This window comes from Rhizobium sp. AC44/96, assembly GCF_001692185.1.
GTDB lineage: Bacteria > Pseudomonadota > Alphaproteobacteria > Rhizobiales > Rhizobiaceae > Rhizobium.
The window spans coordinates 129,787-156,534 of record NZ_LXKO01000039.1 but is presented as its reverse complement, the minus strand read 5'-3'; the positions used below and the strand labels follow the sequence as shown (position 1 = coordinate 156,534).

The 26,748-nt window shown below is 60.0% G+C and carries 22 protein-coding genes and 1 tRNA gene; 4 read left to right on the top strand and 19 right to left on the bottom strand.

The window, feature by feature from the left end; all coding sequences use genetic code 11:
• Positions 1–203 precede the first annotated feature (203 nt).
• Entirely contained in the window at positions 204–1,079 is an 876-nt protein-coding gene (locus A6U87_RS26190) for an ATP-binding protein (RefSeq protein ID WP_065694244.1), read from the top strand.
• Positions 1,080–1,150: 71 nt separating this feature from the next.
• Here the strand turns inward: A6U87_RS26190 and A6U87_RS26185 are convergent, their stop codons facing one another.
• From A6U87_RS26185 to A6U87_RS26125, 13 genes are all read right to left on the bottom strand, one after another.
• Positions 1,151–2,719 carry a LysM peptidoglycan-binding domain-containing M23 family metallopeptidase gene (locus A6U87_RS26185; RefSeq protein WP_083199683.1) on the bottom strand — a complete coding sequence of 523 codons (1,569 nt, stop codon included), beginning with the start codon at positions 2,717–2,719 and terminating at the stop codon, positions 1,151–1,153.
• Between the two features lie 132 nt (positions 2,720–2,851).
• Positions 2,852–3,505 (bottom strand): protein-L-isoaspartate(D-aspartate) O-methyltransferase, encoded by a 654-nt coding sequence (locus A6U87_RS26180; RefSeq protein ID WP_065694242.1) that lies wholly within the window; start codon positions 3,503–3,505, stop codon positions 2,852–2,854.
• 6 nt (positions 3,506–3,511) lie between these two features.
• A complete protein-coding gene (surE, locus tag A6U87_RS26175) occupies positions 3,512–4,279 on the bottom strand; it encodes a 5'/3'-nucleotidase SurE (RefSeq protein ID WP_065694241.1) in 768 nt (255 codons plus the stop codon).
• A gap of 4 nt (positions 4,280–4,283) precedes the next feature.
• Complete coding sequence (gene serS / locus A6U87_RS26170) at positions 4,284–5,567, bottom strand: serine--tRNA ligase (protein ID WP_065694240.1); 1,284 nt, start codon at positions 5,565–5,567, stop codon at positions 4,284–4,286.
• Positions 5,568–5,666: 99 nt separating this feature from the next.
• Complete coding sequence (tatC, locus tag A6U87_RS26165; RefSeq protein ID WP_065694239.1) at positions 5,667–6,494, bottom strand: twin-arginine translocase subunit TatC; 828 nt, start codon at positions 6,492–6,494, stop codon at positions 5,667–5,669.
• Entirely contained in the window at positions 6,491–7,183 is a 693-nt protein-coding gene (tatB, locus tag A6U87_RS26160) for a Sec-independent protein translocase protein TatB (protein WP_065694238.1), read from the bottom strand. Before tatB ends, tatC begins: the two co-directional genes overlap by 4 nt.
• Positions 7,184–7,232: 49 nt before the next feature.
• Positions 7,233–7,427 (bottom strand): twin-arginine translocase TatA/TatE family subunit, encoded by a 195-nt coding sequence (locus A6U87_RS26155; RefSeq protein WP_065694237.1) that lies wholly within the window; start codon positions 7,425–7,427, stop codon positions 7,233–7,235.
• Positions 7,428–7,611: 184 nt separating this feature from the next.
• Positions 7,612–8,328, bottom strand: coding sequence for an SMC-Scp complex subunit ScpB (scpB, locus tag A6U87_RS26150; RefSeq protein ID WP_065694236.1), 717 nt, complete (start codon positions 8,326–8,328; stop codon positions 7,612–7,614).
• Positions 8,325–9,185 (bottom strand): ScpA family protein, encoded by an 861-nt coding sequence (locus A6U87_RS26145; protein ID WP_141684051.1) that lies wholly within the window; start codon positions 9,183–9,185, stop codon positions 8,325–8,327. The genes scpB and A6U87_RS26145 overlap by 4 nt, the downstream gene beginning before the upstream one ends.
• 21 nt (positions 9,186–9,206) lie before the next feature.
• A complete protein-coding gene (gene nagZ / locus A6U87_RS26140) occupies positions 9,207–10,220 on the bottom strand; it encodes a beta-N-acetylhexosaminidase (RefSeq protein WP_065694374.1) in 1,014 nt (337 codons plus the stop codon).
• 107 nt (positions 10,221–10,327) lie between these two features.
• Positions 10,328–13,297: an SPOR domain-containing protein gene (locus A6U87_RS26135; protein WP_065694234.1), complete on the bottom strand. Its 2,970-nt coding sequence runs from the start codon at positions 13,295–13,297 to the stop codon at positions 10,328–10,330.
• Positions 13,298–13,356: 59 nt separating this feature from the next.
• Positions 13,357–15,114: an arginine--tRNA ligase gene (gene argS, locus A6U87_RS26130; protein ID WP_065694233.1), complete on the bottom strand. Its 1,758-nt coding sequence runs from the start codon at positions 15,112–15,114 to the stop codon at positions 13,357–13,359.
• A gap of 65 nt (positions 15,115–15,179) precedes the next feature.
• A complete protein-coding gene (locus A6U87_RS26125; protein ID WP_065694232.1) occupies positions 15,180–16,397 on the bottom strand; it encodes a deoxyguanosinetriphosphate triphosphohydrolase in 1,218 nt (405 codons plus the stop codon).
• A gap of 218 nt (positions 16,398–16,615) precedes the next feature.
• Here A6U87_RS26125 and erpA point away from each other — a divergent pair, with 218 nt between their 5' ends.
• Both erpA and xth read left to right on the top strand, forming a co-directional pair.
• A complete protein-coding gene (gene erpA / locus A6U87_RS26120) occupies positions 16,616–16,948 on the top strand; it encodes an iron-sulfur cluster insertion protein ErpA (protein WP_065694231.1) in 333 nt (110 codons plus the stop codon).
• Between the two features lie 116 nt (positions 16,949–17,064).
• Positions 17,065–17,856 carry an exodeoxyribonuclease III gene (xth, locus tag A6U87_RS26115; RefSeq protein ID WP_065694230.1) on the top strand — a complete coding sequence of 264 codons (792 nt, stop codon included), beginning with the start codon at positions 17,065–17,067 and terminating at the stop codon, positions 17,854–17,856.
• Between the two features lie 34 nt (positions 17,857–17,890).
• Here xth and exoR read toward each other — a convergent pair whose 3' ends face one another.
• The 6 genes from exoR to A6U87_RS26090 form a co-directional block, all read right to left on the bottom strand.
• The gene (exoR, locus tag A6U87_RS26110; RefSeq protein ID WP_065694229.1) at positions 17,891–18,691 is read right to left on the bottom strand and encodes an exopolysaccharide production regulator ExoR; all 801 of its coding nucleotides are present in this window, start codon (positions 18,689–18,691) and stop codon (positions 17,891–17,893) included.
• Positions 18,685–19,386 (bottom strand): hypothetical protein, encoded by a 702-nt coding sequence (locus tag A6U87_RS30000; RefSeq protein WP_158007301.1) that lies wholly within the window; start codon positions 19,384–19,386, stop codon positions 18,685–18,687. Before A6U87_RS30000 ends, exoR begins: the two co-directional genes overlap by 7 nt.
• A 9-nt stretch (positions 19,387–19,395) precedes the next feature.
• Positions 19,396–20,670 carry an OmpP1/FadL family transporter gene (locus A6U87_RS26105; RefSeq protein WP_065694228.1) on the bottom strand — a complete coding sequence of 425 codons (1,275 nt, stop codon included), beginning with the start codon at positions 20,668–20,670 and terminating at the stop codon, positions 19,396–19,398.
• 403 nt (positions 20,671–21,073) lie between these two features.
• Positions 21,074–23,917, bottom strand: coding sequence for a valine--tRNA ligase (locus A6U87_RS26100; RefSeq protein WP_065694227.1), 2,844 nt, complete (start codon positions 23,915–23,917; stop codon positions 21,074–21,076).
• 119 nt (positions 23,918–24,036) lie between these two features.
• Positions 24,037–24,879: a DUF2497 domain-containing protein gene (locus tag A6U87_RS26095; RefSeq protein ID WP_065694226.1), complete on the bottom strand. Its 843-nt coding sequence runs from the start codon at positions 24,877–24,879 to the stop codon at positions 24,037–24,039.
• Between the two features lie 219 nt (positions 24,880–25,098).
• Positions 25,099–25,764 carry a protein-L-isoaspartate O-methyltransferase gene (locus tag A6U87_RS26090; RefSeq protein ID WP_065694225.1) on the bottom strand — a complete coding sequence of 222 codons (666 nt, stop codon included), beginning with the start codon at positions 25,762–25,764 and terminating at the stop codon, positions 25,099–25,101.
• A gap of 762 nt (positions 25,765–26,526) precedes the next feature.
• Between A6U87_RS26090 and A6U87_RS26085 the strand changes: the two genes are divergently transcribed.
• Positions 26,527–26,600: transfer RNA gene (locus tag A6U87_RS26085), tRNA-Cys, on the top strand.
• The last annotated feature ends 148 nt before the right edge of the window (positions 26,601–26,748 follow it).

Genomic DNA, 26,748 nt, shown 5'->3' with positions numbered 1-26,748 from the left:
CTCCTCAAAACTTTTCCGGAGGCGGAACTTCGCCATTTTGCCGGGTGGCCGGACTATAATTACGGCCTTTGCGAATGCAACAGAAACAGCCGAAAACCGTACCGATTCCGTTGCCTAATAACCTTTCCGCTCGCAAAAGGCCATGCTACCCCGCTGCGAAAAGCGAACGGCTCACAGCCGCAAGGCCCCAAGGAGGACAAGCTATGGCCGAAGACGTCAACACTGTCATTCTCACCGAACTCCGCCGTCTTGCCGATGCGGTCGAACGGCTGGCGGGTCCGGCCCCCGCCGTCAACGACTGGGATGCGGCGGACTGCTTCGTCTGGTCGCCGGCCCGCTCGCATCTGCAGCCGGTCGCGCGCCCCAATCGCGTCGCCCTCAAGCTCATCCGGGGCGTCGATCGCGTCCGTGACATCCTCCACGAGAACACCGTTCGCTTCGCCGACGGCTTCCCGGCCAACAATGTCCTTCTCTGGGGCGCGCGTGGCATGGGCAAATCGTCGCTGGTTAAGGCCGTGCATGAGGATGTCCGGCGGGAGAGCGGTGTATCGCTGAAGCTCGTGGAGGTTCACCGCGAGGATATCGCCAGCCTGCCGACGCTCCTCGACCTGCTCAAGAACACCCCGCATCGCGTCATCGTCTTCTGCGACGATCTTTCATTCGATCACGACGACACCGCCTACAAGTCGCTGAAGGCAGCGCTTGACGGTGGCATTGAGGGTCGGCCGGAAAACGTGCTCTTTTACGCGACGTCGAACCGCCGCCACCTCCTGCCACGCAACATGATGGAGAACGAGCAGTCGACGGCCATCAATCCGTCCGAGGCCGTCGAAGAGAAGGTCTCGCTTTCTGACCGTTTCGGTCTCTGGCTTGGCTTCCACAAGTGCAGCCAGGAAGACTACCTGACGATGATCGACGGCTATGCTGATCACTTCAAGCTCACGCTCGATCGGGAAAAGATGCACGCCGAGGCGCTCGAATGGGCGACGACGCGGGGTGCGCGCTCGGGCCGTGTCGCATGGCAGTACGTGCAGGACCTCGCCGGTCGGATGCGCATCGCGCTCGATCGCGCGGGATAGCGACATTACCGCCAAAACGACAAAAGCCCGGCTTTCGGCCGGGCTTTTGCTTGGTCCTCGATACGAACTACCTATTCGAGGAAAGTGATCGGGTTCACCGGCGTTGCGTCCTTACGGACTTCGAAGTGAACCTGCGGCTGCTTGACATTTCCGCTCATTCCCGAGACCGCGACAGTCTGGCCGCGCTGGATCTTCTGGCCGCGGGTCACGCTCAGGGTGTCGGCGTTGCCGTAAACCGTGACGGTACCGTCGTCGTGGCGAACCAGAACGGTGTTGCCGAGTTCCTTCAGGCCATTGCCTGCGTAGATCACGACACCATTTTCAGCGGCCTTGATCGGCGTTCCCTGCGGCACCGAGATATCGATACCGTCGTTGCGGCTGCCGTTGACGTTGGCGCCGTAGGCGGCGATGACGGCACCACGAACCGGCCAGCGATACTTGCCGATGCCTGTTGCCTCGGGCGCTGCGGATGCCACTTCCTTCTTCGCGGCGTCATCGACGGTCTCCGTCGCAACCGGAGCCTTGTAGGTTGCAGGCTGGGCTGCGGCGGTGGTCGTTGCCGACACCGGCTGTGCAACCGGCTTCGGCTCAGCCTTGGCCGGGATCGATGCGGTCTTCATCGCGTCGGGAGAACCCGCTCCATTCGGAATGCTGAGTTCCTGGCCGATGCGGATCGAACCGGCGCCGAGATTGTTGGCGGCCTTGAGTTCATCGATGCTGTTGCCCGTCGCCTTGGCGATCTTGGCGAGCGAGTCACCAGGCTTGACCACATAGGTTCCACCAGCGCCCTTCGGTCCCTTGCCAGCAGTCATTTTGCCGGTCGGATCGGCGCTCGCTACCGACTTGTCACGAGCGGAATTGGCGCCCGGCATGACCGCGACGTTCTGTTCCTGCGACTTGCCGGGCTGCGGTGCCTGACCACCCTTGGAGAGATCCGCTGCTTGAGCGGAGGCCTTTGCGGCGCCGCCATTGTAGGTCGGGATCAGAATGATCTGGCCGGGTTTGGCGGCAGATGCAGTCTTCAGGCCGTTGGCACGCAGGATTTCCTTCTCCGGCACACCATAGCGCCTTGCCAGCGTCGCGACGTTTTCGCCGGGCCGAAGAGTGACGGATGGTGCATTAGTCGCCGACCAACCGGAAACCTTCGGCGTGGTGCCGGTGACGATAGAATCCGTATCAGCCTTCGGCGGAACGATTACCGGCGCCGACTTCTTCGGAGCGACTGCTGCGGGGAAAGGCTGAGCGAGAGCAACCTGCTTCTCGTGGGCAGGAGCGGCGGCACCCGGCGCAGACAATTCGGACCGCTGCACGGAGACCGGAGCGGACGCCATGCGAGCGCTCGAACCGTAAGCGGGCTGCGCGGCCGGGTATGGCTGGTTCATCGCCTGGTTTTGAGTGGAATAGTCGGGTTGCATCGCGCCACCCTGGAGGTCGGCACGAGGAACCGGATCGCCTTGGAGGCCGCTCATGTTTCTGCGCGGTATGGAATTGGTCGTCATCTGGTCCTGACCGGACGAAGAGAACAGACCGCCGAAACGTGTCACATCGGAACTACATCCCGTTGCGGCACTCGCCAGAAAAGCCGCCATCAGAACATTACCGGCAGACTTCCCGAACTTAGGCGAAAGACTGAAACGCATGACTCGACCCACACTGAATAACGCAACCATTTGTGGGTATGATTAAAGCGCGTTAGTATTACCACCCGGTTAAAGCGCCGGAATCAGTGCGATTTTTTTGAGAAATTGCTAACCATAGGACGCGCCGCCAGCTCAGAGCTGGGATGCGATGCGCGGCACGATGGGCAGATAGGGAGAGTTGAAAAGCTCTTCGCGCTCGAAACGGCTGCCGGTCTTCGTCAACCGCACAAGGCGACATTCGGTCTCGGAAATCATCAGCGGCGCGATCATCGAACCACCCGAGACCAGTTGGTCGGCATAGAAGCGCGGCATCGAATTGAAGGCTGCCGTAACGAGAATGCGGTCGAAAGTCCCCTCGCCCGGCAGGCCTGCGCTTCCGTCGGCCTGTCGGACGATGACATTGCGGATTCCAAGCGATTCAATCCGCTTTTGCGCATTGGCCGTCAATGTCTTGTAGCGGTCTATGGTCAACACCCGCTCTGCCAACCGCGCGATCACGGCTGTCATGAAGCCGCTGCCGGTGCCGACCTCGAGAACGCGCTGGCCGGGCTTGACCCTCAGGGAATGCAGGGTTCGGACAGCGAGGTCGACTCCTTCGAGGAAGGAGCCGCACTCGATGGGGATGGTGCGGCTGGAATAGGCCTGCTCGGCGAACTGCGGCGGCACGAACAACGAACGCGGCGTTTGCTCGACAGCGGTCAGCAGGTCGATATCGGACACGCCTTCTGCCCGCAGCCTCAAAACGAGCGCCGCAAAGCCTTCCTTCTCCACCAGACGTGCCGTCAAAGCGATTTACTCCGTACCCGAAAGCGCCCGCGCCACGCGGTCCTGTACGGAATAATCAGTCAGATCCAGTTTCAAAGGCGTTACCGAAATCTTGCGATGCTTGAGAGCGTGAATATCCGTTCCCTCTTCAAAGGCGCCGGCACGCTCACCGAACTTCAGCCAGTAGTAGGGAAAACCGCGGCCATCGGCGCGGGCGTCCACCTGCAGGTTGAAGGCGAGCTTGCCCTGTGCGGTCACCTCGACACCCTCGACCTGTTCAGGCTGGCAATTCGGAAAATTAAGATTGAGGAACGTTCCCTCTGGGAGCTCGAGCGATATCAGCCGATCGAGCAAGGCGGGCGCATGCGCTTCACAGACGTCCCACGGAACCGTGCGTACCCCATCGGCGTGCATATAGGCCTGGCTGAGCGCGAAGGAACGGACGCCCTGCATCGTGCCCTCGATCGCACCCGCGATGGTGCCCGAATAAGTCACGTCGTCGGCAACGTTCGAGCCGGAGTTGACGCCGGAGAGCACGAGGTCCGGCTTGATATCCATGACCTGCTTGATGCCCATGATGACACAATCGGTCGGCGTGCCGCGCAGTGCGAAATGCTTGTCCGAGATCTTGCGCAAGCGCAAAGGCTCAGAGAGGCTCAGCGAATGCGCAAGCCCGCTCTGATCCGTTTCGGGCGCAACGATCCAGACGTCGTCGGAGAGTGTTCGCGCAATCCGCTCCAGCGCCGCAAGGCCTTCTGCGTGAATGCCGTCGTCGTTGGTGAGCAGAATGCGCATGAACTCAGGCCGCCCGTTCGATCTTCGTAAGGCCACCCATGTAGGGCACCAGAACGTCAGGAACAGTCACCGAACCGTCCTCGTTCAGGTAGTTTTCGAGCACGGCGATCAGGCAGCGCCCAACGGCAGTGCCGGAACCGTTCAGCGTGTGGACAAACTTCGTCGCCTTGTCTTCCTTGCCACGGTAGCGAGCATTCATTCGGCGTGCCTGGAAATCACCACAGACCGAGCAGGAGGAGATTTCGCGATAGGTGTTCTGTCCCGGCAGCCAGACCTCTAGATCGTAGGTCTTGCGCGATCCGAAGCCCATGTCGCCGGTGCAGAGTGTCAGCGTCCGGAAATGCAGGCCGAGGCGCTTCAGCACCTCTTCGGCGCAGGCCGTCATACGCTCATGTTCGGCAATCGAGCTCTCCGCGTCGGTGATCGAAACGAGCTCGCACTTCCAGAACTGATGCTGACGCAGCATCCCGCGCGTATCGCGCCCTGCCGAACCCGCTTCCGAGCGGAAGGACGGGGTGAGAGCGGTGAAGCGCAGCGGCAATTTTTCCTGATCGAGGATCTGCTCGCGCACAAGATTGGTGAGCGTGACTTCGGCGGTGGGGATCAACCAGCGGCCATCCGTCGTGCGAAACATGTCCTCGGCGAATTTCGGCAGCTGCCCCACGCCGAAGACCGCCTCATCGCGCACCATCAGCGGCGAGCTCACTTCCGTGTAGCCATGCTCGCTGGTGTGCAGGTCGATCATGAACTGGCCAAGCGCCCGCTCCAACCGTGCCAGCGGGCCGGTCAGCACCGTGAACCGCGAGCCGGAGAGCTTTGTCGCCGTTTCGAAATCCATGTAACCGAGCGCTTCGCCGATCTCGAAGTGTTCCTTCGGTGTATGGTTCCAACGCGGCTTCTCGCCGGTAACGCGGGCAACCACGTTGTCGTGCTCGTCCTTGCCGACTGGTACATCGTCATGCGGGACGTTCGGAATGCGCGACAGGGCGTCGTTCAACTCGTCGGAGAAGCGGCGGTCATCCTCTTCGGCCGCCGGAAGCAGGACCTTGAGGTCGGCGACTTCAGCCTTCAGCTTTTCCGCGAGCTCGTTGTTCTTCTGCGCCATGGCCGCGCCGATCTCCTTGGAGGCGGCATTGCGGCGGGACTGCATGTCCTGCACCTTCTGGACCGCGGAGCGGCGCTTCTCGTCAAGTGCGATCAGGCTCTGCGCAAGTGGCTCTGCCCCACGCTTGGCCAGTGCTGCGTCGAGCGCTTCGGGATTCTCACGGATCCATTTGATATCGAGCATCGTCGTTCCAGGTCGTTGCAAAAGGGATAACCCGGCCAAAGCCTGACCGGGCTTCGACCGGATGTTCGGAAGCGCTCATTGAGAGTGTTCGGTGATCGCTCAGACGTTGTCCGTCTTGGCAACGTCCGCAGATCCGTCAGACTCTTCGACCGCCTCGCGGGCACGCTGGCGTTCCACGAGTCGCGCCGCGTAGATGGAAATCTCGTAGAGAATGATGGTCGGCAGTGCAAGGCCGATCTGGGACATCGGATCCGGCGGCGTCAGCACCGCGGCCACGACGAAGGCGAGCACGATCGCGAACTTACGCTTCTCGCGAAGCCATTCCGAGGTCAGCAGCCCGACGCGAGCCAGCAGCGTCGTGATGACCGGCAGCTGGAACACCAGGCCGAACGAGAAGACCAGCGTCATGATGAGGCTGAGATACTCGGAGACCTTCGGCAGCAGCGAAATTGCAACATCACCTTCCCCAGGCGCCTGCTGCATGGTCAGGAAGAACCACATGACCATCGGCGTGAAGAAGAAGTAGACGAGCGACGCGCCCATCAGGAACAGCAGCGGCGACGCGATCAGAAACGGCAGAAACGCCGCGCGTTCGTTCTTGTAGAGGCCAGGCGCCACGAACTTGTAGATCTGCGCGGCGATGATCGGGAATGCGATCACGAGGCCGCCGAACATGGCTACCTTCACCTGGGTGAAGAAGAACTCCTGCGGCGCCGTATAGATCAGCTGGGCTTTGGACACATCGAGATGCGCCCAGATCACAGCCCACTTGTAGGGAAAGACCAGAGCATTGAAGAGGTGCTTGGCAAAGATGAAGCAGATGATGAACGCAACGAAGAACGCGCCGATCGACCAGATCAGCCGCGTCCGCAGCTCCATCAGGTGTTCGATCAACGGCTGCGGCTTGTCTTCGATATCACCGCTCATGCATCACCCTTCTTTTTCCTTGTTGCCGTCTTCTTCGGAGCGGCTGTGGTATCAGCGGCGACCACCGCAGGCTTCTTCGCGGTAGCAGTCTTTGCCGCGGCAGGTTTGGCCGCAGCAGCCTTCGCCGGTGCCCGCTTGGGCTTTTCAGCAGGCGCGACTGCGACGGGTGCGACCGCGATGGCAGCAACGGCATCCGCCTTGTCCGCGACCTTGGCGCGCGGCTTGCGAACAGCCTTCGGCTTTGCTGCTTCAGCAACGCTGGGCATCTCGGCCGAGGCAGCGGGCTGCGGCGTCGGTGCTGGCATGACTGGCGGCGTTTCCGGCAGACTCATCGCCGGCTCCGGAGTGGCCATCACGCTCGGAGGCACTTCGGTCTTGTTGTCGACCGTCGTTGCCTTCTGCAGGTCGGCCTTGATCTCGTTGCCCATCTGCCGAAGCGGGTTCATGGCTTCGCGCAGGCTGTTGACGGGGTTGAGCTTCTGAGCGTCGCTCAGCGTCTTTCGCACGTCATCGAGATCGGCTTCGCGCAGCGCTTCGTCGAACTGGGCGCGAAACTCACCGGCGACCTTTCGGGCTTTCTGCGTCATTTTACCGAACGCACGAAGCATCGGCGGCAGATCCTTGGGACCAACCACCACAATCAGTACGACCGCGATGACAAGCAGCTCGGTCCAGCCAATATCGAACATTCAAGGCTCCTGGGCGGGAAACGCGGGGGCGGCGTTTGCCCGGACGTGATTACTTCGTTTCGTCGGCCTTGTGATCGACTGTCTTGCCAGTCGTTTCCGGCGTCTCGTCGTCGTTCATGCCCTTCTTGAAGCTCTTGATGCCCTTGGCAACATCGCCCATCAGTTCGGGAATCTTGCCACGACCGAACAACAACAGCACGATGACCAGAACGATCAGCCAGTGCCACATGCTAAAAGAACCCATTACTCTAACTCCCTGTTGCGATGTCTGTTGATGTAAGAATTTCCAACACCAAAACCAACATCAAAATTCCCCTAGGATGACGCTTAATGTCACGGGATCGCCCTTGGTGACAAGCCATCTGTCATTCGAAAAGTTTTGATAAGCATTGTTTTCGCCATGCGTGGCAAAACAAAGACGGACCGAACTATTCCTCAGATGAGCCCCCGGGTGCCAGGAGGCCGAGCTCCTCAAGATCCAGCTGCGTAATCGGATCTTCATCTTCAGTCAGTTCATCACTCATGGAAGGAGACGGTATATTAAAGTTCGCGGGGATGCGGCCTGAAAGCAGCCCGGCCCCCTTCAACTCTTCGAGACCGGGAAGATCGCGCAGTTCCTCAAGACCGAAGTGATCGAGAAACTCCCGCGTCGTGCCGAGCGTGACCGGCCTGCCCGGCGTACGTCGCCGACCACGGAAGCGAACCCAGCCCGCCTCCATCAGAACGTCAAGCGTGCCTCGCGACGTCTGAACGCCTCTGATATCTTCGATTTCGGCGCGCGTCACCGGCTGGTGATATCCAATGATCGCAAGCACTTCCAGCGCTGCACGCGAAAGCTTCTTGACCTCGTTGTCGTCGCGACGAATGACGAAGGACAGGTCCGCCGCCGTTCGAAAGGCCCAGGCATCGTCCACCTGCACAAGATTGACGCCGCGGTGCGCGTATTGCTCCTTCAGCTTCAGCATGATGCTGCGAACATTCAGGGCGCGCGGCAGGCGGTCGGCGATGAAGCCCTCCGAGACAGGCTGCGCGGAGGCAAAAACCAACGCCTCGACTATGCGCTCAGCTTCGGCATGGGCGCGGTTATCGCTTTCTGAGCCACGGCTGTCTTCACTCTCGATTTCCTGATCTTCCAGATCGGTCAAGCCGGTCGCTCCTGTTCAACGACCTGCAGTGTCGCATGTTTTGGTCCACGTCGCATGTAGATCGGCTCGAAAGCGCCCTCCTGGCGGATTTCGAGCTTGCCTTCGCGCACGAGTTCGAGCGAGGCCGCGAAGGCGCTGGCGATCGCTGTCACCCTGTCTTCCGGCGATACCATGTATCGCAGCAGGTGCTGTTCCAGTGCGGTCCAGTCGACGACCTCGCCAATCAGGCGGGTGAGCAACTCACGGGCGTCGGTTAGCGACCAGACGTTGCGGCGTGCGATCGTAACCTGTGTCACTGCCTGTCGCTGGCGCAACGACGCATAGGCCGTCAGAAGGTCATAGAGGCTCGCGTCGTAAGCGGACTGCTGGCGATCCGGAATATGCTCCGGCGCCCCGCGCGCGAAGAAGTCACGGCCAAGGCGATTGCGGTTGATGAGACCGCTTGCGGCCTCTCGCATCGCTTCCAAACGCTTGAGGCGAAAGGCGAGCGCTGCGGCCATCTCCTCGCCGGAGGGCCCCTCGTCCTTCACCTGCTGCGGGATCAGCAAGCGGGACTTCAGGTAGGCCAGCCACGCCGCCATGACCAGGTAATCCGCAGCCAGTTCGATGCGGATGCGCCGCGCGCTTTCGATGAACTGCAGGTACTGTTCGGCGAGCGCCAGAACCGAGATGCGCGACAGATCGACTTTCTGGTTGCGGGCCAGATAAAGCAGGAGGTCGAGCGGACCTTCGAAGCCGGCGACGTCGATCAGCAGCGCGGGATCGTTAGACGCACGCTCGGCGCCGTTGTCCTGCCACAGCTTGTCCATCGGCGTTGCCGCTGCGCTCGGCCGTTCAGGCCCCTTTGTCGCGTTCACCCCGCCCTGCTCCTTTCGCGATCAGACTGTCGCAAACATGGCATCGAATTCAGCCCGGACAGCAGCTTCCTCGGCAGCATCCGCTGTCGGGAACCCTTTCTCCACGGCCCGAGCACGCGCCAGCGGCTTGCCCTGCAGCGGCGGCACGTTTGCGACCACCTGCTGCATCTCGTCCATGTGACCGTTGCAATGCAGCACGATATCGCATCCGCCTGCAATGATATTCGCCGCTCGCTCGCCGATCGTGCCGGCAAGCGCGTTCATCGACGTATCATCGGAAAGCAACAGCCCGTTGAAACCGATGCGCTCGCGAATGACGCCGTTGATGACTTTCTTAGAGGTCGTCGCCGGATTGTCGCGGTCGATTGCGGCGAAGACGACGTGGCAGGTCATCGCCATCAGCTCGTCCTTCATGGCGATGAAGGGCGGAAAGTCGTGTACTTCGAGTTCGTCACGCGAAACGTCGACGACCGGCAATTCGTGGTGGGAATCTGCAAAACCGCGACCATGGCCCGGCATATGCTTCATCACCGGCAACAACCCGCCGGCCTTCATGCCGTTGGCTGCCGCCATACCCATCTCGGTCACGGTTGTCGGATCGCCACCATAGGCACGGTTGCCGATGACGTTGCTGCTGCCTTCGACGGGAACGTCGAGGACAGGCAAGCAATCGACATTGATGCCGAATTTCGAAAGATCAAAGGCATGCAGGCGCGACATCAACCAGGCGGCGCGCTTCCCCTTTTCCTTGTCCTTGCGATAGAGATCGCCGAGCTGCTGCCCGGAAGGATAATGCTGCAGGATCGGCGGACGGATGCGCTGCACGCGGCCACCTTCCTGATCGATCATGACCGGCGCGTGCCAGCCGACGCTATCCCGCATTTCGGCGACAAGGTCGCTGATCTGGTTCGGTTCGGAGATATTCCGTCCGAAGAGGATGAAGCCCCAGGGGCGCTCGGCCTCGTAGAAGGCCTTCTCATCTTGAGTGAGGGAAAGGCCGCTGCAGCCCAGGATCATTGCTTTTGATTCGGTCATACCCGAATCATAAAGCTGCCCGCAAGAATTGCGAGCAGCGTCAACCGTCATTCACAAAAAAAGCGGCGGACAATTGCCCGCCGCTTTTTACTGGGTCTCTTCGAACGTTACTTCGAGATCAGGCAGGAGCCGCCTGCGGCACGATACTTTTCGCAGATCGCTGCGGCTTCGTCCTTCGAACTTGCCGGGATGCGAACGCGATAGAATGTGCCCTTGCCTGCAATCTCAGCCTTGCGGATTTCGTAGCTGCGACCGCTAAGCACGCTCGCGAACTTCTTCGACAGGCTGGCATAGGACTTCTTTGCCTCTTCCTCGGAAGGAAGCGATGCGATCTGCACACCGTAGGCGCCCGACGCTGTTGCAGCCGTCTTCGGCTGGGTTGCCGCCGGAGAAACAGCGGCGACATCCTTTGGCTTCTCAACAGCAGGAGCGGCCTCGGCTACAGGAGCAGCGGCAACAGGAACTGCCGGTGCCGCTGCCGCAGCGACGGGACGTGCTGCGGGAACCGGTGCGGTGTCGGTAGCCGGCTTGCTCGTGACAGCGCGGACGGGCGGGTCAACGTTCTCCGGCGTAGCAGCCGCAGCCTTTGCCAATACGTTTTCGGAAGGGACCTGCGCCGCGGACGGCGTGGTCTTCTCTACCGGCGTCGAGCGAATGTCAGCCGATGCGAGCTGGCTCGATGCAGGGAAGTCTGCAGCCGTACCGCTGGCGGAATTGCCTGCCGGAATCTTCTGCGTCTGCACCGTGGTCGGCTTCGGCAGAGTCGGTTCCGTCGGCGCAGGAGCCGGCTCGTCGCGAGCAACAAGCGTACCGTCAGGCTTGACGATCATGGTGCGGACCTTGCGTGCGGAAACCGCAGGCGCCTTGTCGGCATCTGAGTCGTCGACAGCCGCGGTATCCGTCGCGTCATGCGTCGGCAGCAAGCGTGGATCCTGCGTTTCGCCGACTGGCGTTGCCATCGGCGGCAGAGCCGTGTCGCTGTCATTGTCTTCAGGCAACGTTTCTGGTGTCAGCGTACGCTGGACAACATCGACCGGCTGTTCATCGCTGGAGACGAGAGCCTTCTGCTTCGGCGCTTCCGCCGCCGCACCGCCAACGCTGTCGTAGACGGCCTTGTCCTGGTTCGGAACGGTCTTGCCGCCCGGGTTCTCGGGCACGACCTTTACCGGTTCCTTGTCCGCCGCAATAACGCGCGGTTCGCCGGAAGAAATGCCGAGGCCGCCATCGCGTGCCAGGAACGAATAGCCGGCATAGGCAGCACCACCAAAGACGACGATCACGGCAGCGGCCGCCAGCATGCGCTTCATGGAGCGTGCACGGGTCATATCCTCGGCGTCACTTGCCGACTGGATCTGAACCTCGGAGATATTCTCGCGACGCTGCTGCACCGGCTCGTTGACGCTGCGGCGGAAGTCTTCTTCCAGCGCCCGTTCGAATTCGTCGAAGCCCTGCATTTGAGCCGGCTGACCGGCGACCGGTACGGCCGCTGGCGCAACCGAAACATTGGCGCGGGGACGCCATTCTGGCGCAGCCGCTTTCACCGGCATTTCGGCGTGCTTTGCAGGAGCGAGCAGGTTGGCGATTTCGGCATCGACGTCAAAATCGAAATCGGAAGTAGTGGCCACCGGCTCATGTTTTTCGACAGGCGGCAGTGCCGGAACGTGCATCTCTTCGACGGTTTCCGGATGATACTCGGCATCGGCGATCATCGAAGGATCGAACGGCAGTTCATCGGCCGCGTCGGAAGAGAAGGCGGGGGCAACCGGCGTGACCGGAGCGGGCGCAGGTGCGCGATAAGCGGGCGCAGGCGCCTGATAGGCTGGCGCGGGTGCCTGATAGGCCGCTGGCGCCTGATAGGCGGGCGCCGGCATCGCGACAGCAGGCGTCGGAATCGGTGCCGGTCGCGGCTCGAATGCAGCTATCGGCGCAACGGGTTGCGGCTTAGGCTGCTCGACTTCGCGTGCGACAACAGGCTCGACGAAATCGAGGTCGGCCAGTTCGAGTTCGATACCTTCGAGGTCGAGCTCGAAGTCATGACCGGCAAAAGGATCTTCCGCTTCTGGTTCAGCCTTGGCAGCAACGACTTCTAGCTCAGGCATCCGAGCAGGCGGCGTCGGCAGCGTGATGGCGGCCGGCGGCGGCACAAAGGCGGGAGCAACGGCTTGCTGCTGCTCAGCCGCAACCTGGCGCTCGGGAACCGGATAGTGAGATACATCCGCAAGGAGATCATCGATATCGAAGACGATGTCATCGACTTCGACCGGTTCCGCTTCCGTCAGAGCGGCGTCCGCCTGAACTTCGCCGTCACGAGCGGCGGCAGCCAGATCGAAAGCGGCATGATCCACGACCGGTTCTTCAACCGGTGCTTCGACAACAGCCTCAATGACTTCGTGAGCCTCAAAGGCTTCGTGGCGATCGATCTCGGCAGGAAAGCCTGCAGCGGCCGGGATTTCGAATTCGGCGGCCGGAGAAACAGCGACCGGCTCAGCAGCCGCAACAGGCGCCGGCGGAGCTACAGGCACGGCGACCGGAGCGGCCTGCTCTTCGCGGCGTGCCGGATGGAAGTTGGCAAGCGGCAAGCGAATGCTGGCAGCTGACCACTGCGGAGCCTTGGCGGGCTGAACCGGCGAAGGCGCAGCGCCAATCGACAGTTCCAGCTCTTCGATCAGATCCCGAGCACCACCGGAAATGGGTTCGGCCCGCGGCACGCCCGACGTCCAATCGGCGGACGAAAGAACGGAGCGCGCCTCAGGCTGCGCATAAACCGCGTGTTCCACTTCCTCGGACGCAACCGGGACTTCGAACGCTGGCTCAACATGGGACACAACCTCTGCGAATTCGACCTCAGCAGGGGCATCGATTACCGCGGGCGCATGGGGAGCGTCATAACGCTCGAATTCGCGCAGCAATTCGTCCTCTAGGTTGAAGGCAGGCTCCAACCTAGGCTCGTCGGCGACAGTATTGGCCGCCACTCGAGGCTCGAAGCCGACGATACGGGCAAGTTCTGCCAAGGGATCGTCGTCGGCAAAGAGGTCCGTATTCTTACGCGTGTCATACGCCCGCTGTTTATCTGCCATACTCATCCACTCGCAAATGCAAAGGTTTCGTGCCAGCGCATTGTGGGTAAATGGTGACGCTACCGCATCTCTTCCGGCGCAGCGGTCCCTGCGATTGCAAGTCCCGACTTCAAAACCGACGCAACGGCGTACACCAGTCCAAGTCTGGCTATACTCGATTCTCGGCTCTTATCGTTAATAAATCGTAAGTCTACCTGATCCTTGCCTTTGTTCCAATGCGCATGGAAAGAACTGGCGAGATCATAGAGGTAGAATACGACGCGATGCGGCTCCTGCGACTGGGCCGCGGACTCGACCAATCTCGGGAACTCCGCAATCTTCGCAACCAGCTGCAATTCCGCGGGATCAGAGATACCGGACACGGCTTTTGCCAGCACTTCCGGAGACGTGTCGAGATCAGGAAATGCCTCCTTCGCCTGCCGGAAGACCGACATGCAGCGAGCATGCGCATACTGTACGTAAAAGACCGGATTATCTTTCGACTGCTCCGTTACTTTGGCGAAATCGAAGTCTAACGGCTCGGAACTCTTCCGGTACAGCATCATGAAGCGCACCGAATCGCGACCGACTTCTTCCACCACGTCGCGCAGTGTCACGAAGTCGCCAGAGCGCTTCGACATCTTTACAGGCTCTCCATCGCGGAACAGCTTGACCAGCTGGCACAGCAACACCGTGAGCTTAGCCTTGCCTTCCGAGACGCCCCGAGCAACCGCTTCCAGGCGCTTGACGTAGCCGCCATGGTCGGCGCCGAGAACGTAGATCATCTCGTTGAAGCCACGGTCGAACTTGTTCTTGAAATAAGCAACGTCCGCCGCGAAGTACGTATAGGAACCGTCCGACTTGATGAGCGGGCGATCCATGTCATCCCCCACCTCCGTCGAACGGAACAGTGTCTGCTCGCGATCTTCCCAATCCTCCGGCAGCTGGCCCTTCGGCGGCGGCAGCGTGCCCTTGTAGACATGCCCCTTGAACGTCAGGTCGTTGATCGCGGTACGAATCGCGGCTGCGCCGTGGGCGTGCAGCGTGCGTTCGGAGAAGAAGACGTCATGGTGGACATTGAGCGCCGCCAGATCTTCACGGATCATCACCATCATCGCGTCGATCGTGCGATCCTTGACGATCGGCATCCATTGATCTTCGGGCATGTTGTGCAGCTTTACGCCGTAGTCACGCGCCAGTGACTCGCCGACCGGCACCAGATAGTCGCCCGGATAGAGGCCAGACGGGATCTCGCCGATCTTCTCGCCAAGTGCTTCGCGATACCGCAGGAAGACCGACCGCGCCAGCACGTCGATCTGCGAGCCCGCGTCGTTGATGTAATACTCCTTCACGACGTCAAAGCCGGCGAAGGAGAGCAGATTTGCCAGCGCGTCGCCGACAACGGCGCCACGGCAATGGCCCACATGCATCGGCCCTGTCGGGTTGGCGGAGACGTATTCGACGTTGACGCTCCTCCCGGCGCCGAGCGTCGAACGGCCATAATCGGTACCTGCCTCGATCATCGACGCCAGCAGCCGCTGCCAGTAGCCGACGGCAAGCTTGATGTTGATGAAACCAGGGCCTGCAACCGAAACGTCGGCGACGTCGGCGTCTTCCTTCAACTTGGCGGTGATGATTTCCGCCAGAGCGCGCGGATTGCTGCCCAGCGGCTTTGCCAGGACCATCGCGGCATTGGTTGCGACGTCGCCGTGGCTCGCGTCGCGAGGCGGCTCGACGGTGATACGGCCGAAATCCAGCTCGGATCGCTTTTCCTTGACCAGATCGATCTGTTCAAGGGCGGTTTTAATCCTGGCTTCGAAATCGGTAAAAAGGTTCATCGCACTCTTCCATGCATAGGCTGAGCCACAAGGCATTTGCCCGACTTTTGCCGGGCGACCGCTGCCTATCGCAAATCCGGAGTATGGTCAAACAATCGCCTGTGGGCACTGATGGCATAAGTATCTGTCATCCCCGCCAGATAGTCGCCGACATGGCGCGCCTTCGGCGCTTCCGCAAGACCGGCGATGTGATCGACCCAGTAGTGGCTCTGCATCTCCTTGGGATTGGCCATGTAGGCACCGAAGAGGTCGGTCACGATCTGCGCCGCACCGGCGCGAATGCGCATGATCTCCGGGTGCCGGTAGATGCGCTTGAACAGCATCGCCTTGATCTGTTTGTCCGTTTCAGCCATCCCGACCGAGAATGTCGCGATCACCTGGCTTGCCTGGCGGACATCGTCGGCGCTCTGCGGGTTCACTTCGACAAGGCGCTGCTGGGCGACCGAGATCACATCCTCGACCATGCGGGTGATCTGGCGGCGCATGATCTCGTGCGTGAATCGATTGGGCTCCAGATTGGGATAGCGGTCCCTCACCTCGGCCATGAGGCCTGCGAGGAAGGGAATCTCTTCCAGCATCTCGAACGTCAGATAGCCGGAGCGCAGACCATCGTCGATGTCGTGGGTGTTATAGGCAATATCGTCGGCAATCGCCGCGGCCTGCGCCTCGAGGCTGGCAAAGGTAGCGAGTTCGAGATCGTGGATTTCGCAATAATCCAGGATGGGCTGCGGCACTGGCCCGCGCGTTCCCACACCATCCTTGGTCAACAACGGACCATTGTGCTTGACGAGCCCTTCGAGGCTTTCCCAGGTCAGATTGATGCCGTCGAAATCGGCATAGCGGCGCTCGAGCTTGGTGACGATGCGCAGCGACTGGGCGTTGTGGTCGAAGCCTCCGTACGGCAACAACACCTCGTGCAAGGCATCCTCGCCTGTGTGGCCAAATGGCGTGTGCCCGAAGTCGTGAACGAGCGCCACGCCCTCGGCCAGATCCTCGTCCAGCTTCAGCGCCCTCGCCAATGCGCGCGCGATCTGCGCCACTTCGATCGTGTGCGTAAGACGGGTCCTGTAGTGATCGCCATCCTGGGCGATGAAGACCTGTGTCTTGTGCTTCAAGCGGCGAAAGGCCGTCGTGTGGACGATGCGGTCGCGGTCGCGCTGGAAGTCGGATCGGGTGGGGCTCGAGCTTTCCGGATAAAGCCGCCCGCGCGTTTTCCACGGGTCGGCCGCAAAGACTGCCCTGTCACTACCGCCGAAACCTAAAGCACCCCTGTCGATCGTCATTCTTCACCGTCACTCGTCATCTTGCGGCACCCGCCCATTGACGCCGCTTTGCGCCCTTCATACCTATAGAGAGCATAAACGGCAAAGAGGCCCTTTCTTCGCCGCTTTGCCGGAAGCGGCACTTTCGTGATATAAAGCGCAAGTGCCTTTGAAAACAGCCATTTGAACGTTGGCTGAAACGCTATTCTCTCCGGATCTTGACCCCGGCAGGAGCAGATATGACTGATGCAAGTGTAACGCTTTCCGAAGCGGCGGCAAAACGAATCGCAGCGATCGTCGGCACGGAGCCCGGCAAGAGCGCATTGCGTGTTTCTGTCGAAGGCGGCGGTTGTTCGGGCTTTTCCTACAAGTTCGATCTGGCCGACAACGTCCAGGACGACGATATCATCGTCGAAAGAAACAACGCCAAGGTGCTGATCGACAGCCTCTCGCTCGTCTATATGGCGGGATCGGAGATCGATTTCGTCGACAACCTGCTTGGCCAATCCTTCCAGATCAAGAACCCGAATGCTGTCGCCAGCTGCGGCTGCGGGACCAGCTTCTCCATCTGATCCATTGCTCTATCCACATCGAACCGGCCGAAGAACGCCTTCCGGCCGGTTTATCATGTTGTGGTTTGTCCAAGGAGCGCGATAGAAGAAAGCCTCAACGCTGAACAGGACACCCCATGAAGATCGCGACCTGGAACATCAACGGCGTCAAGGCGCGCATCGACAATCTCACGCAGTGGCTGCGGGATTCTAATCCCGATATCGTTTGCCTGCAGGAGATAAAGACGATCGACGAAGGATTTCCGAGACTGGAGATCGAGGCCCTGGGCTACCACGTCGAGACGCACGGCCAGAAAGGCTTCAACGGCGTTGCCATTCTTTCCAAATCGAAGCCCGACGAAGTGAGTCGGGGTCTTCCCGGCGATCCCCTGGATGAGCAGTCGCGCTTCATCGAGGCCGTGTTCTCGCTGCCCGGCAACCGCGTGGCACGCGTCTGCTGCCTGTATCTGCCGAACGGCAATCCTGTAGAGACCGAGAAATACACCTACAAGCTGGCGTGGATGGAGCGGTTGCACAAATTCGCCAGCGAACGCCTCGCCTATGAAGAGATCCTGATTTTCGCCGGCGACTACAACGTCATTCCCGAGCCGCACGACTGCTTCGATCCGAAGGTGTGGGAGAATGACGCCCTGTTCTTGCCCCAGACCCGCGAAGCGTTCCGCAAGTTCCAAGGCCTTGGCCTGGTCGACGCCGTGCGCGCGACCACCGACGCTGTTCCCGCCTATACCTTCTGGGATTATCAGGCTGGCGCCTGGCAGAAGAACAACGGCATCCGCATCGACCATCTGATGCTGTCGCCCGAAGCGGCGGACCGGATGACGTCGACAGCTATCGAGAAGCACGTACGCGCCTGGGAAAAGCCCTCGGACCACGTGCCGGTCGTCGCCTATTTCGATTTCGCAGATTAAGCGGGTTTGTCAGCAGCGCTGAACGCGAGCTAAGCTATTCTGTCGTTGTCGCGATCTTGTGCGACAACGAGATGGCCGAACGGCGATCGTTTTCGCTTGCTACCGAGAAGGCCTGCTCCTGCAGCGACTCCATCCAGCCGCAATCCTTCGGCTTGCAGCGATCGAGCGCCGCGGTCATCAAAGCGAGGCCATTGGCGGTCTGGCCTTCCTGGAAGAGAATGTTGCCGAAGACCGACATGGCACCGGGATGGCCGCTCTTGCGCGCCTGGTTGAGCCATTTCTTGGCCTGCTGGGTGCTGGTGCTGCCGCCCTCACCCGCAAGCATCATCTGCGCGAGCTGGAACTGCGCCTCAGGCACGCCGAACGTCGAGGCGACCTGGAAATAGAGCTGACGCGCCTGGCTCAGATCCGTCTTGACGGGGCTTCCCGGAATACCGTGCTTGTAGTAGCCAGCGAGCGAGAGCAAGGCGTTGACGAAGAAGCCTGTGTCCTCGGAACCGGGTTCGACGCCCTGCTGCGCGATTTCGCTGTAGATCTTGAATGCCTCGAAATCGTTCTGCGCGACACCGTCGCCATCGGCATACATGTTGGCGAGCGCCCAGCGCGAGCCGGTATGTCCTTTTTCGGCGGCGTATTTGTAAGCTTCGACCGCCTCTTCCTTCTGACCATTCTTATAGGCCTTGAAGCCGAACTTGAAGAGATCGAAGGGACCGGATTCCTTTGTGACACCCGACTTGATGTCGAATGCACTCGCTGGACAGGCCACCGCCGCGAAACAGGCGACGGAAAGCCCCGCAAGCACCACTCTGAGAGATCTGAACTCAAACGTCAGCATGTCACTCGGTTTCTTTCGCTTCCATTCCGCAAGCTCGTCGAGCCACGGACGTATTCCTCCCGGCGAGCGATCCCGCGGCGGGTTCGAAGACCCCTTTGCCCGCGTCGCATCCAGCCCCGCTCCATTTCTGGAGCTGCAATTTTCTGCGCATCGCCCTCATCCGCCCGTTCCCCGGCGCGGCATTCCTGCGATGCCAACAAGCTCATTTCCGTGGCGTCGCTGTGCGACCTGCCGCCTTCAAAACATAGGTAGTCACCAATTGTGACAAAACCTGAGTCGTTGTTACCGGAAGCCGATTCCGGCGCCGGCAACATCCCGGAAAATGGATAGGAGGAAAGACTGGAACGCGGTGCGCACGAGCGAAGCTTTTTGGCTGGATCGTCCTGCAGCAAAAGCAATGCGACAGCAGCGGCATCAACTTTACCGTACTTCCCGCCTGCCTTGCCTGCACTGAATGAAAACCGACCCATCTTACTCTTTACGCGCACCTTATGCCTGTCATTCCCTCGCCCGAGCTTACCGCTGCGCCTCGTTTGTGGCGGGAAATGGACAATTTGCCCCGAAGCGCATCTTACGCGAATGGTGGTAAAAAACTGTTGCTGAATCGTCACAAAATGAGACGCGGAAACACCATGCTTAACAGTCCATACACAAAGAAAAAGCCCGGCGATTTGCCGGGCTGATCTTGAGGTCATCTTCGAGGTTCAGAACTTGACCTTGATGCTGGTCGAGACAGCAGCAATCAAATCATTGCCGAAGGAGTAAGACACGTCATCACCATAGGTGATCCCGTTCTGGGTGATGGCGCCCGAGGAGCCGCTGGTGAGGATGCCAAGTGCGCCGGCGACCCGCCACTCGATGTTCTCCGTCGGGCTGTAGGCAGCTCCGACGCCGAGGGTCCAGCTGTCGGTTTGCGCACCGTAGCCATGGCTGGTGCCGCGATCCCAGGTCAGACTTACCGCACCGCTCCACTGGTCATTGAATTTATGACCAACACCACCCGTGACCGTCCATCCATCGCGATAGAGGAGGTCGAGCGAGGTGAGCTCGGTTGCGCCTCCGGGCGTGCACTTGATGCTTCTGGTCGAGGTCGGGCACAACGCGATCGACTGAAGCACGCTCCAGTTTGTCCACTTGACCGAGCCAAAGGCTAGCCAGTCAGGCGCGATACCGCTTTGCAGCTTCAGCTCGAGCGAATCCGGCGCCTCGGCGGCCCCAAACACATTCGTTACCGTGCCATAAGGCGCCGTGTTGTATGGTGCTACCGCTCCGGTGACCTGTGTCAGATCAACCGTGCCGGTCAGGTTGTCGTATTTGACGCGGCTGTTATAGACCAAGCTGGCGCGAAGCGCATATTCCGGAATTTCGTAGGCTACGCCTGCGCGCCAGCCCCAGCCCTGATCCTCCAGATCCAGTCGACCGATACCTGTGCCGGTACCACCCAGCAAAGCGGGATTGACGACGTAGCGCTCCTTGAAACCTTCAACTTCCTGATAGAAGGTGCCGCCGATGACCCGAAGCTGGCCCGGACCGACATCAAATTTATACGAACAGGTCGCAGCGTAGTTGCGTGTCTTGATTTCTGTTTCGATGTTGTTTTGGGCGCCGACCCAATTTGCACCCGGATTGGTGTGTGCTCCAAAAGGCTCGGAATAGTCGAGCAAGCAATCGACGTCGCCATAACCGCCCTTGATTCCGCCGTACGGAATGGCGAAATTCTCGGTGTCATCAGCAGTGGTCGATCCGGCACCGAAACCGTTGCTGCCTGATCCGTCCGCCGGGTTGGTATCCTTCGCGTCCTTCAGCTTGCGCTGCGGCATGACATAGATCACGCCCGACTGAATCGAGAACTGCGACGCATCGAACAACTGATCGATGTTGTAGCCACCACGATCCAGGCCCCCAGCGAAGGACGGCTGAACCAGAGTTGAAAATAGAGCAAGCGACAGAATGCTTGCTGATGCCATACGCGATGCCAATGTGTCTCCCCCACTGAGGCAATTTTTGATGGCAGACTGTGCAAGCGATTGCCGAAGATGGCAACTTCGTGATCGGACGCGATTGGAAAGTGAGCTAATGGATCATTTACGTAATCAATTGACGGGCACGTCAATTATTTGATCATTTAGAAAAAAAATCTACCAATGTTCAAAATTGCACACAATCGGCGGACAAACGTTCCACGCTGGGGCATATCTGTAACCTGCAAACAACACTCAGATTTTTCGCCGACGGACCGTGGAAAACGCACAAAATCGAGCAAAAATGGCGCCTTAAGCCACTGATCCCCACCAGGTGACATGCAGAACCAGTCCAGCGAAACAAAAAGGCGCCCGATTCTGTATCGGGCGCCTTAGAATTTCATACTACCGTGCGTTGACTTTACGATGCTTCAGCTACACGTGAGAGTGCAGTCCGCAGGCTCGCCACCTGCCCCTGCAACTCTTCCAGACGATCGCGCTCGGCGGCAACGACTTCGGGATTGGCATTGGCCACAAACTTCTCATTCGAGAGCTTGCCGTTGATGCGTGCCATCTCTCCGTCGGCCTTGGCGATTGCCTTTTCCAACCGCGCCTTCTCGGCGCCGAGATCGATCAGCGTGCCGAGCGGCAGGCAGACCGTCGCTTCGCCAACGATGATCTGTGCAGCACCCTTTGGTGCTTCGTGGGTGAGCGAGATGCCATCCACGCGGGCCAGCCGCTTGATCGCAGCGTCGTGTCGAGCCAGGCGTTCGCGGGTCAGACTGTTGGCGTTGACAACCACCAGTGGCGCAATCGCCGAAGGCGGCACGTTCATTTCCGCGCGAACAGAGCGAAGGCCGGATACCAAGTCGATCAACCAGTTGATCTCGTCGGCTGCCGCATCATCCGCGTAGGACGGCGCCGGCCACTCGGTGTGGCAGATCAAGTTGTCACGCTCGACACCCTCGCCCGCCGTGTGGGCCCAAAGCTCCTCGGTCATGAACGGCATGAAGGGATGCAGCAGCTTGTAGATCTCTTCGAGAATGTAAGCGCTGCACGCCTGTGCTTCTTTCTTGGCGCCTTCGTCCGTGCCGCTGAAAACCGGCTTCAGCAGTTCAAGGTACCAGTCACAAACCTGGTTCCAGACGAAGCGATAGAGCGCGCCAGCCGCATCATTGAAGCGGTAGGCCTCCAGCGCTTCTGTCACATCGCGCTCTGTGCGGGCCAGTTCCGTTAGTATCCAGCGGTTGATCGTCAGCTCCGCCGCCTCGGGAACGAAGTGCGGATCGCTCTTGGCGCCGTTCATCTCGGCAAAGCGGGTGGCGTTCCAGAGTTTGGTGCCGAAGTTGCGGTATCCGGCGATGCGGGCCGGATCGAGCTTCACGTCGCGCCCCTGGGCGGCCATGATCGCCAGCGTGAAGCGCAGCGCGTCGGCGCCGTACTCGTCGATCAGTTCCAGCGGATCGATGACGTTGCCCTTCGACTTCGACATCTTCTGACCGTTCTTGTCGCGAACCAGCGCGTGAACGTAGACGGTGTTGAAAGGCTCGACCGGAACGCCGTCCTCATCCTTCATGAAGTGAAGGCCCATCATCATCATGCGGGCGACCCAGAAGAAGATGATGTCGAAGCCGGTGACAAGGACGTTGGTCGGGTAGTAACGCGCCAGTTCCGGCGTCTGCTCGGGCCAGCCGAGCGTCGAGAATGGCCAAAGCGCCGACGAGAACCAAGTGTCGAGCACATCTTCGTCGCGCGTCAGGATTTCGCCGGGCTTGAAGTTTTCAAGCAGGTCCTCGACGTAGGCCTTCATCGGACCTTCGTGCGAGAGATAGTGCTGGATCGCGGCCTGCAAGGCTTCTTCTTCGGTCTTCTCGACGAAGACCTGTCCGTCGGGACCATACCACGCCGGGATCTGATGTCCCCACCAGAGCTGGCGGGAGATGCACCACGGCTGAATGTTTTCCATCCACTCGTAGTAGGTCTTGTCCCAGTTCTTCGGCACGAAGTTGGTGCGGCCATCGCGGACGGAGGCGATCGCAGGCTCCGCCAGCGTTTGGGCGTCGACATACCACTGCTCGGTCAGCCGCGGCTCGATCGGCACGCCGCCACGGTCGCCATGAGGGACCATGTGCTTGTGCGGCTCGATCTTGTCCAGCAGGCCCGCTTCCTCGAAGATCTCGACGATGAACTTGCGCGCCGTAAAGCGATCCTGACCTTCCAGTCGATCCCACGCACCGTGCAGCGCCGCCGGATTGTCGAGGCCTTCCAGGAAGTCCTCGTTTTCCTTGATCGTGATGGTGCCATCGATGTTCAGGATATTGATGGCGCGCAGCCCCGCACGCTTGCCGACGTCGAAGTCATTGAAGTCGTGGGCGGGCGTGAGCTTGACCGCGCCCGTGCCGGTCGTCGGATCTGCATAAGCGTCGGCGACGATCGGTATCCTGCGGCCAACGATCGGCAGGATGACGTGCTTGCCGATGATGCCCTTGTAGCGCTCATCCTCGGGATTGACGGCAACACCGGTGTCGCCGAGCATCGTTTCAGGACGCGTTGTGGCGACAACCAGATAGTCGCGGGTTTCCCATTCGGTCGGCTGACCGTCTTCGTTGAAGGCGACCGGATGCTCGTAGGTGACGCCGGGTTCAAGCGGATAGCGCAGGTGCCAGAGGTTTCCCTTCACCTCGACCTGCTCGACCTCGAGATCGGAGATGGCCGTCAGCAGCTTCGGATCCCAGTTGACGAGACGCTTGTCCTTGTAGATCAGACCCTGCTTGTAGAGCGTGACGAAGACTTCCAAAACAGCCTCTGAGAGGCCCTCGTCCATGGTGAAGCGTTCGCGGGACCAGTCACACGAGGCGCCAAGGCGCTTCAACTGATTGAAGATCAGACCGCCCGACTCGTTCTTCCACTCCCAAACCTTTTCGATGAAAGCTTCGCGGCCCATTTCGCGGCGGCTGGGAAGCTGCTGCTCCATCAGCTTGCGCTCGACGACCATCTGCGTGGCGATGCCGGCGTGGTCCATGCCAGGCTGCCACAGCACGTCCTTGCCGCGCATGCGCTCGAAACGGACCATGATGTCCTGCAGCGTATTGTTCAGCGCATGGCCCATGTGCAGCGAACCGGTAACGTTCGGCGGGGGGATGACGATCGTGAAGGTATCAGCGCCCGGCTTGGCATTCGCGCCCGCGCGGAAAGCGTCCGCTTCATCCCATTTCGCAGCGATTTTGGGTTCAACGGCGGCGGAATCGTAGGTCTTATCGAGCATTTGGGGACCAGATCTGGAGAGGTTCTATGATGCGGGTTGTAAATAGGATGGTTGCGGGCAAGTCAATAAAAAAGCCGCCCCGGTTACCGGAGCGGCTCTTCAGAGAAAGACTGGTCCGCTCAGCGGCGGGGACCGCGCGCCACCCGCTCGATTTCTTCGCGCACGAGGCGTTCGACCAAGGTCGGCAGATTGTCGTCCAGCCAGTCGCGCAGCATGGGACGCAGCATGTCCTCGGCGATCTCATCAAGCGAACGGCGCTCTGCGCCATCGATAGCGGCTGCAAGCTCTTCAAACGAACGGGCGATCTGCAAACCGGCATCCTGTGAAAGCAGCGACTGCTGCGTCTCTTCGACGATGCTGGGAAGCAGGCGTTCCGACATCGGAGCTGCAATAGAAACGGCCGGCGTCGGCTCGACAGCTTCGGCGAATGCCGGCTGCGGGGAAACGACCGGGGCCGGCACTTCAGCAGGCGCCTCCACGATCTGCGGCAATGGCGCCGGTTCGATAACAGCCTCAACAGGACGGTTCGTTTCGACGGCAGCCTGGGGCGGCTCGAACATATGCACAGGCGCCTCGGCCCGCACTTCAGGCTGGCGGAATGCCGGCGGCACTTCGCGAAGCTGCGCGGCGTTTCGCTCGGAAGCAGCGCGGACACGTGCGGCAACATCGGCAAGCGACATTGCGCGTGCCGGTGCGTCAGGAACCGGCGCCGATCCCGCGGAATTCGCAGCGACGAAGCGCGGGTCAGGCTGCGGCACGGTTTCGGGGAACTCGACGCCCGCGTATGCCTGGTCGACCGTCAGATGGATGTCAGAGTCGCGCTCGTCATCGTTGCCGTAAACCGGCGGCAGCGAAGCCGAAAGTGCCCGACCGGCACCCGGCTCATTGCTCTCGATGATCTGGCGGATCGACGCCAGAATCTCTTCCATGGACGGTTCACGCGCTACGCTTGGCTGAGCCATATCTATCCCCGTTATTCAGAAACAACGACCGGATTGCGTGGAGTGGGCATCCGAATCACCCAGACTGTAGGATAGCCGAATGGGGAAAAAAATCATCGCGAATCAAATGAATGTCGCAATGCACAGTTTTCTCCGCCGTTACAGATCAATGCGCACCGGCGGCAGAAATAAAAACGGGCACCCAAGGTGCCCGCGTTAAATTGCCTGCTTCAATCAAGCTCAGAATACGAATTCGCGAGCCTTGGCGAAACCGGGGAGCGGCTTCACGGAAGCATTGAAAAAGACGTTCTCGGACACCGCGCCGCGTTCGCTGGTGAAAACCTTGGCGCGTGCCGAACCGCCGTATCCCTGAACGGTCACGAGACGACCGCCGTCGCGAAGCTGCGAGAGCAACGTGGCCGGAACCTCTTCGACCGAACCGTTGACGAAGATCAGATCATAGGGGGCGCCAGAGGTGTTGCCCTTGGCGAGGGGGCCCGCAACCACGGATACGTTCGCATAGGAGGCAAGGTTTGCCTTGGCGGCTTCGGCAAGCGCCTCATCCTCTTCAACGGCAACGACCGATCCAGCGAGCAGAGCCAGAAGAGCCGAAACATAGCCCGTGCCACAACCGACATCGAGAACGACATCGTCCTTGCCGATTGCGGCAAGCTGCAGGAGCTTGGCAAGCGGCGATGGCTGCATCAGAAAGCGAGCAGGCTGGCCGCCTGCTGCCGGACAGATTTCAACATCGTTGTCGAGATAGGCAAGTGCCTTCGACTTTTCCGGTACGAATGCTTCGCGCGGCACCGCGAGAAAAGCCGTCAGCACGGAATGCGAGGTGACGTCCGTCGTACGGATCTGGTTGTCGACCATGTTTGCGCGTGCCGTTTCGAAATTCATCATGCCCTCTCGCCCAGTGAAAAGCGGTTTTGTCTGCTCGTCTCTTAATCTCAGGGGAACCGGCTTTCAAGGCTTCCTGACCGGCTGCGGCAAGAATTCGGGTGATAGGTCTCTTCCGCGCAACGGCGGAGGCGTAACAGATGGAACAAAGGCGCGCGATGTGGTATTATTACAACCGGAGGAACTAGGAGGAGAATACCATGTCAACCGTCGTTGAATATTTCTCATTGTTCGATTTCTTCATCTTGGCAACGCTCATCGCCATTGTTTTCGGCGGGCTTTGGGGTCGCGAGCACGGCTGAACAGCCGGAGTGACAGCTCGATACCCTTCCACAAGCGACCGACGCCGCTAGGCGAGCGGTCGCCATGCGCGCATATTTTCCTTCGGGCAATCCAGAGGCGTCCATTCAGGCGCTTGTCAGCATTTAAGGCGATGATTCAGGCTCATTAATAAAGTGATCGGTGGTCATAATTGAACAGAGCTAATGTGTTGGGCGGGTTTTTCATTTTCGCGTTGCTGGTGATCGTGCTCCTGATTCCCTTGGTGAGCATTGGAGCGCCGAATGTCGTGATGAACGGCATTTCGCCAATGGGACTGGTGCGAACAGCCAACTAAAGGCTAACGAGCGGCCCCTTCCCGGGCATTTTGCTTTGTGGAGCCTGCCTCCAATCCAAAATCCTTGGCGGATTTTCAACAAGCCTCTTGCACTCGATTTCTATTCATTCTAAATGCCCGCCAACGCTTGAACAAACCAAGTGTCGTGAGGCCTCGTGGCGGAGTGGTGACGCAGAGGACTGCAAATCCTTGTACCCCGGTTCAATTCCGGGCGAGGCCTCCAACAACTTTCACCAATTGAATCAATGATTTGCCTGCGGATCACTTTGACTGCCAGGCAATTGCGTATCGCATCTTTCCTGCACGCGCTTTGATTTTCAAAGGCATGCGGCGACGCCGTCAAACACGGAACGCAGGACGCAAGAGGATTT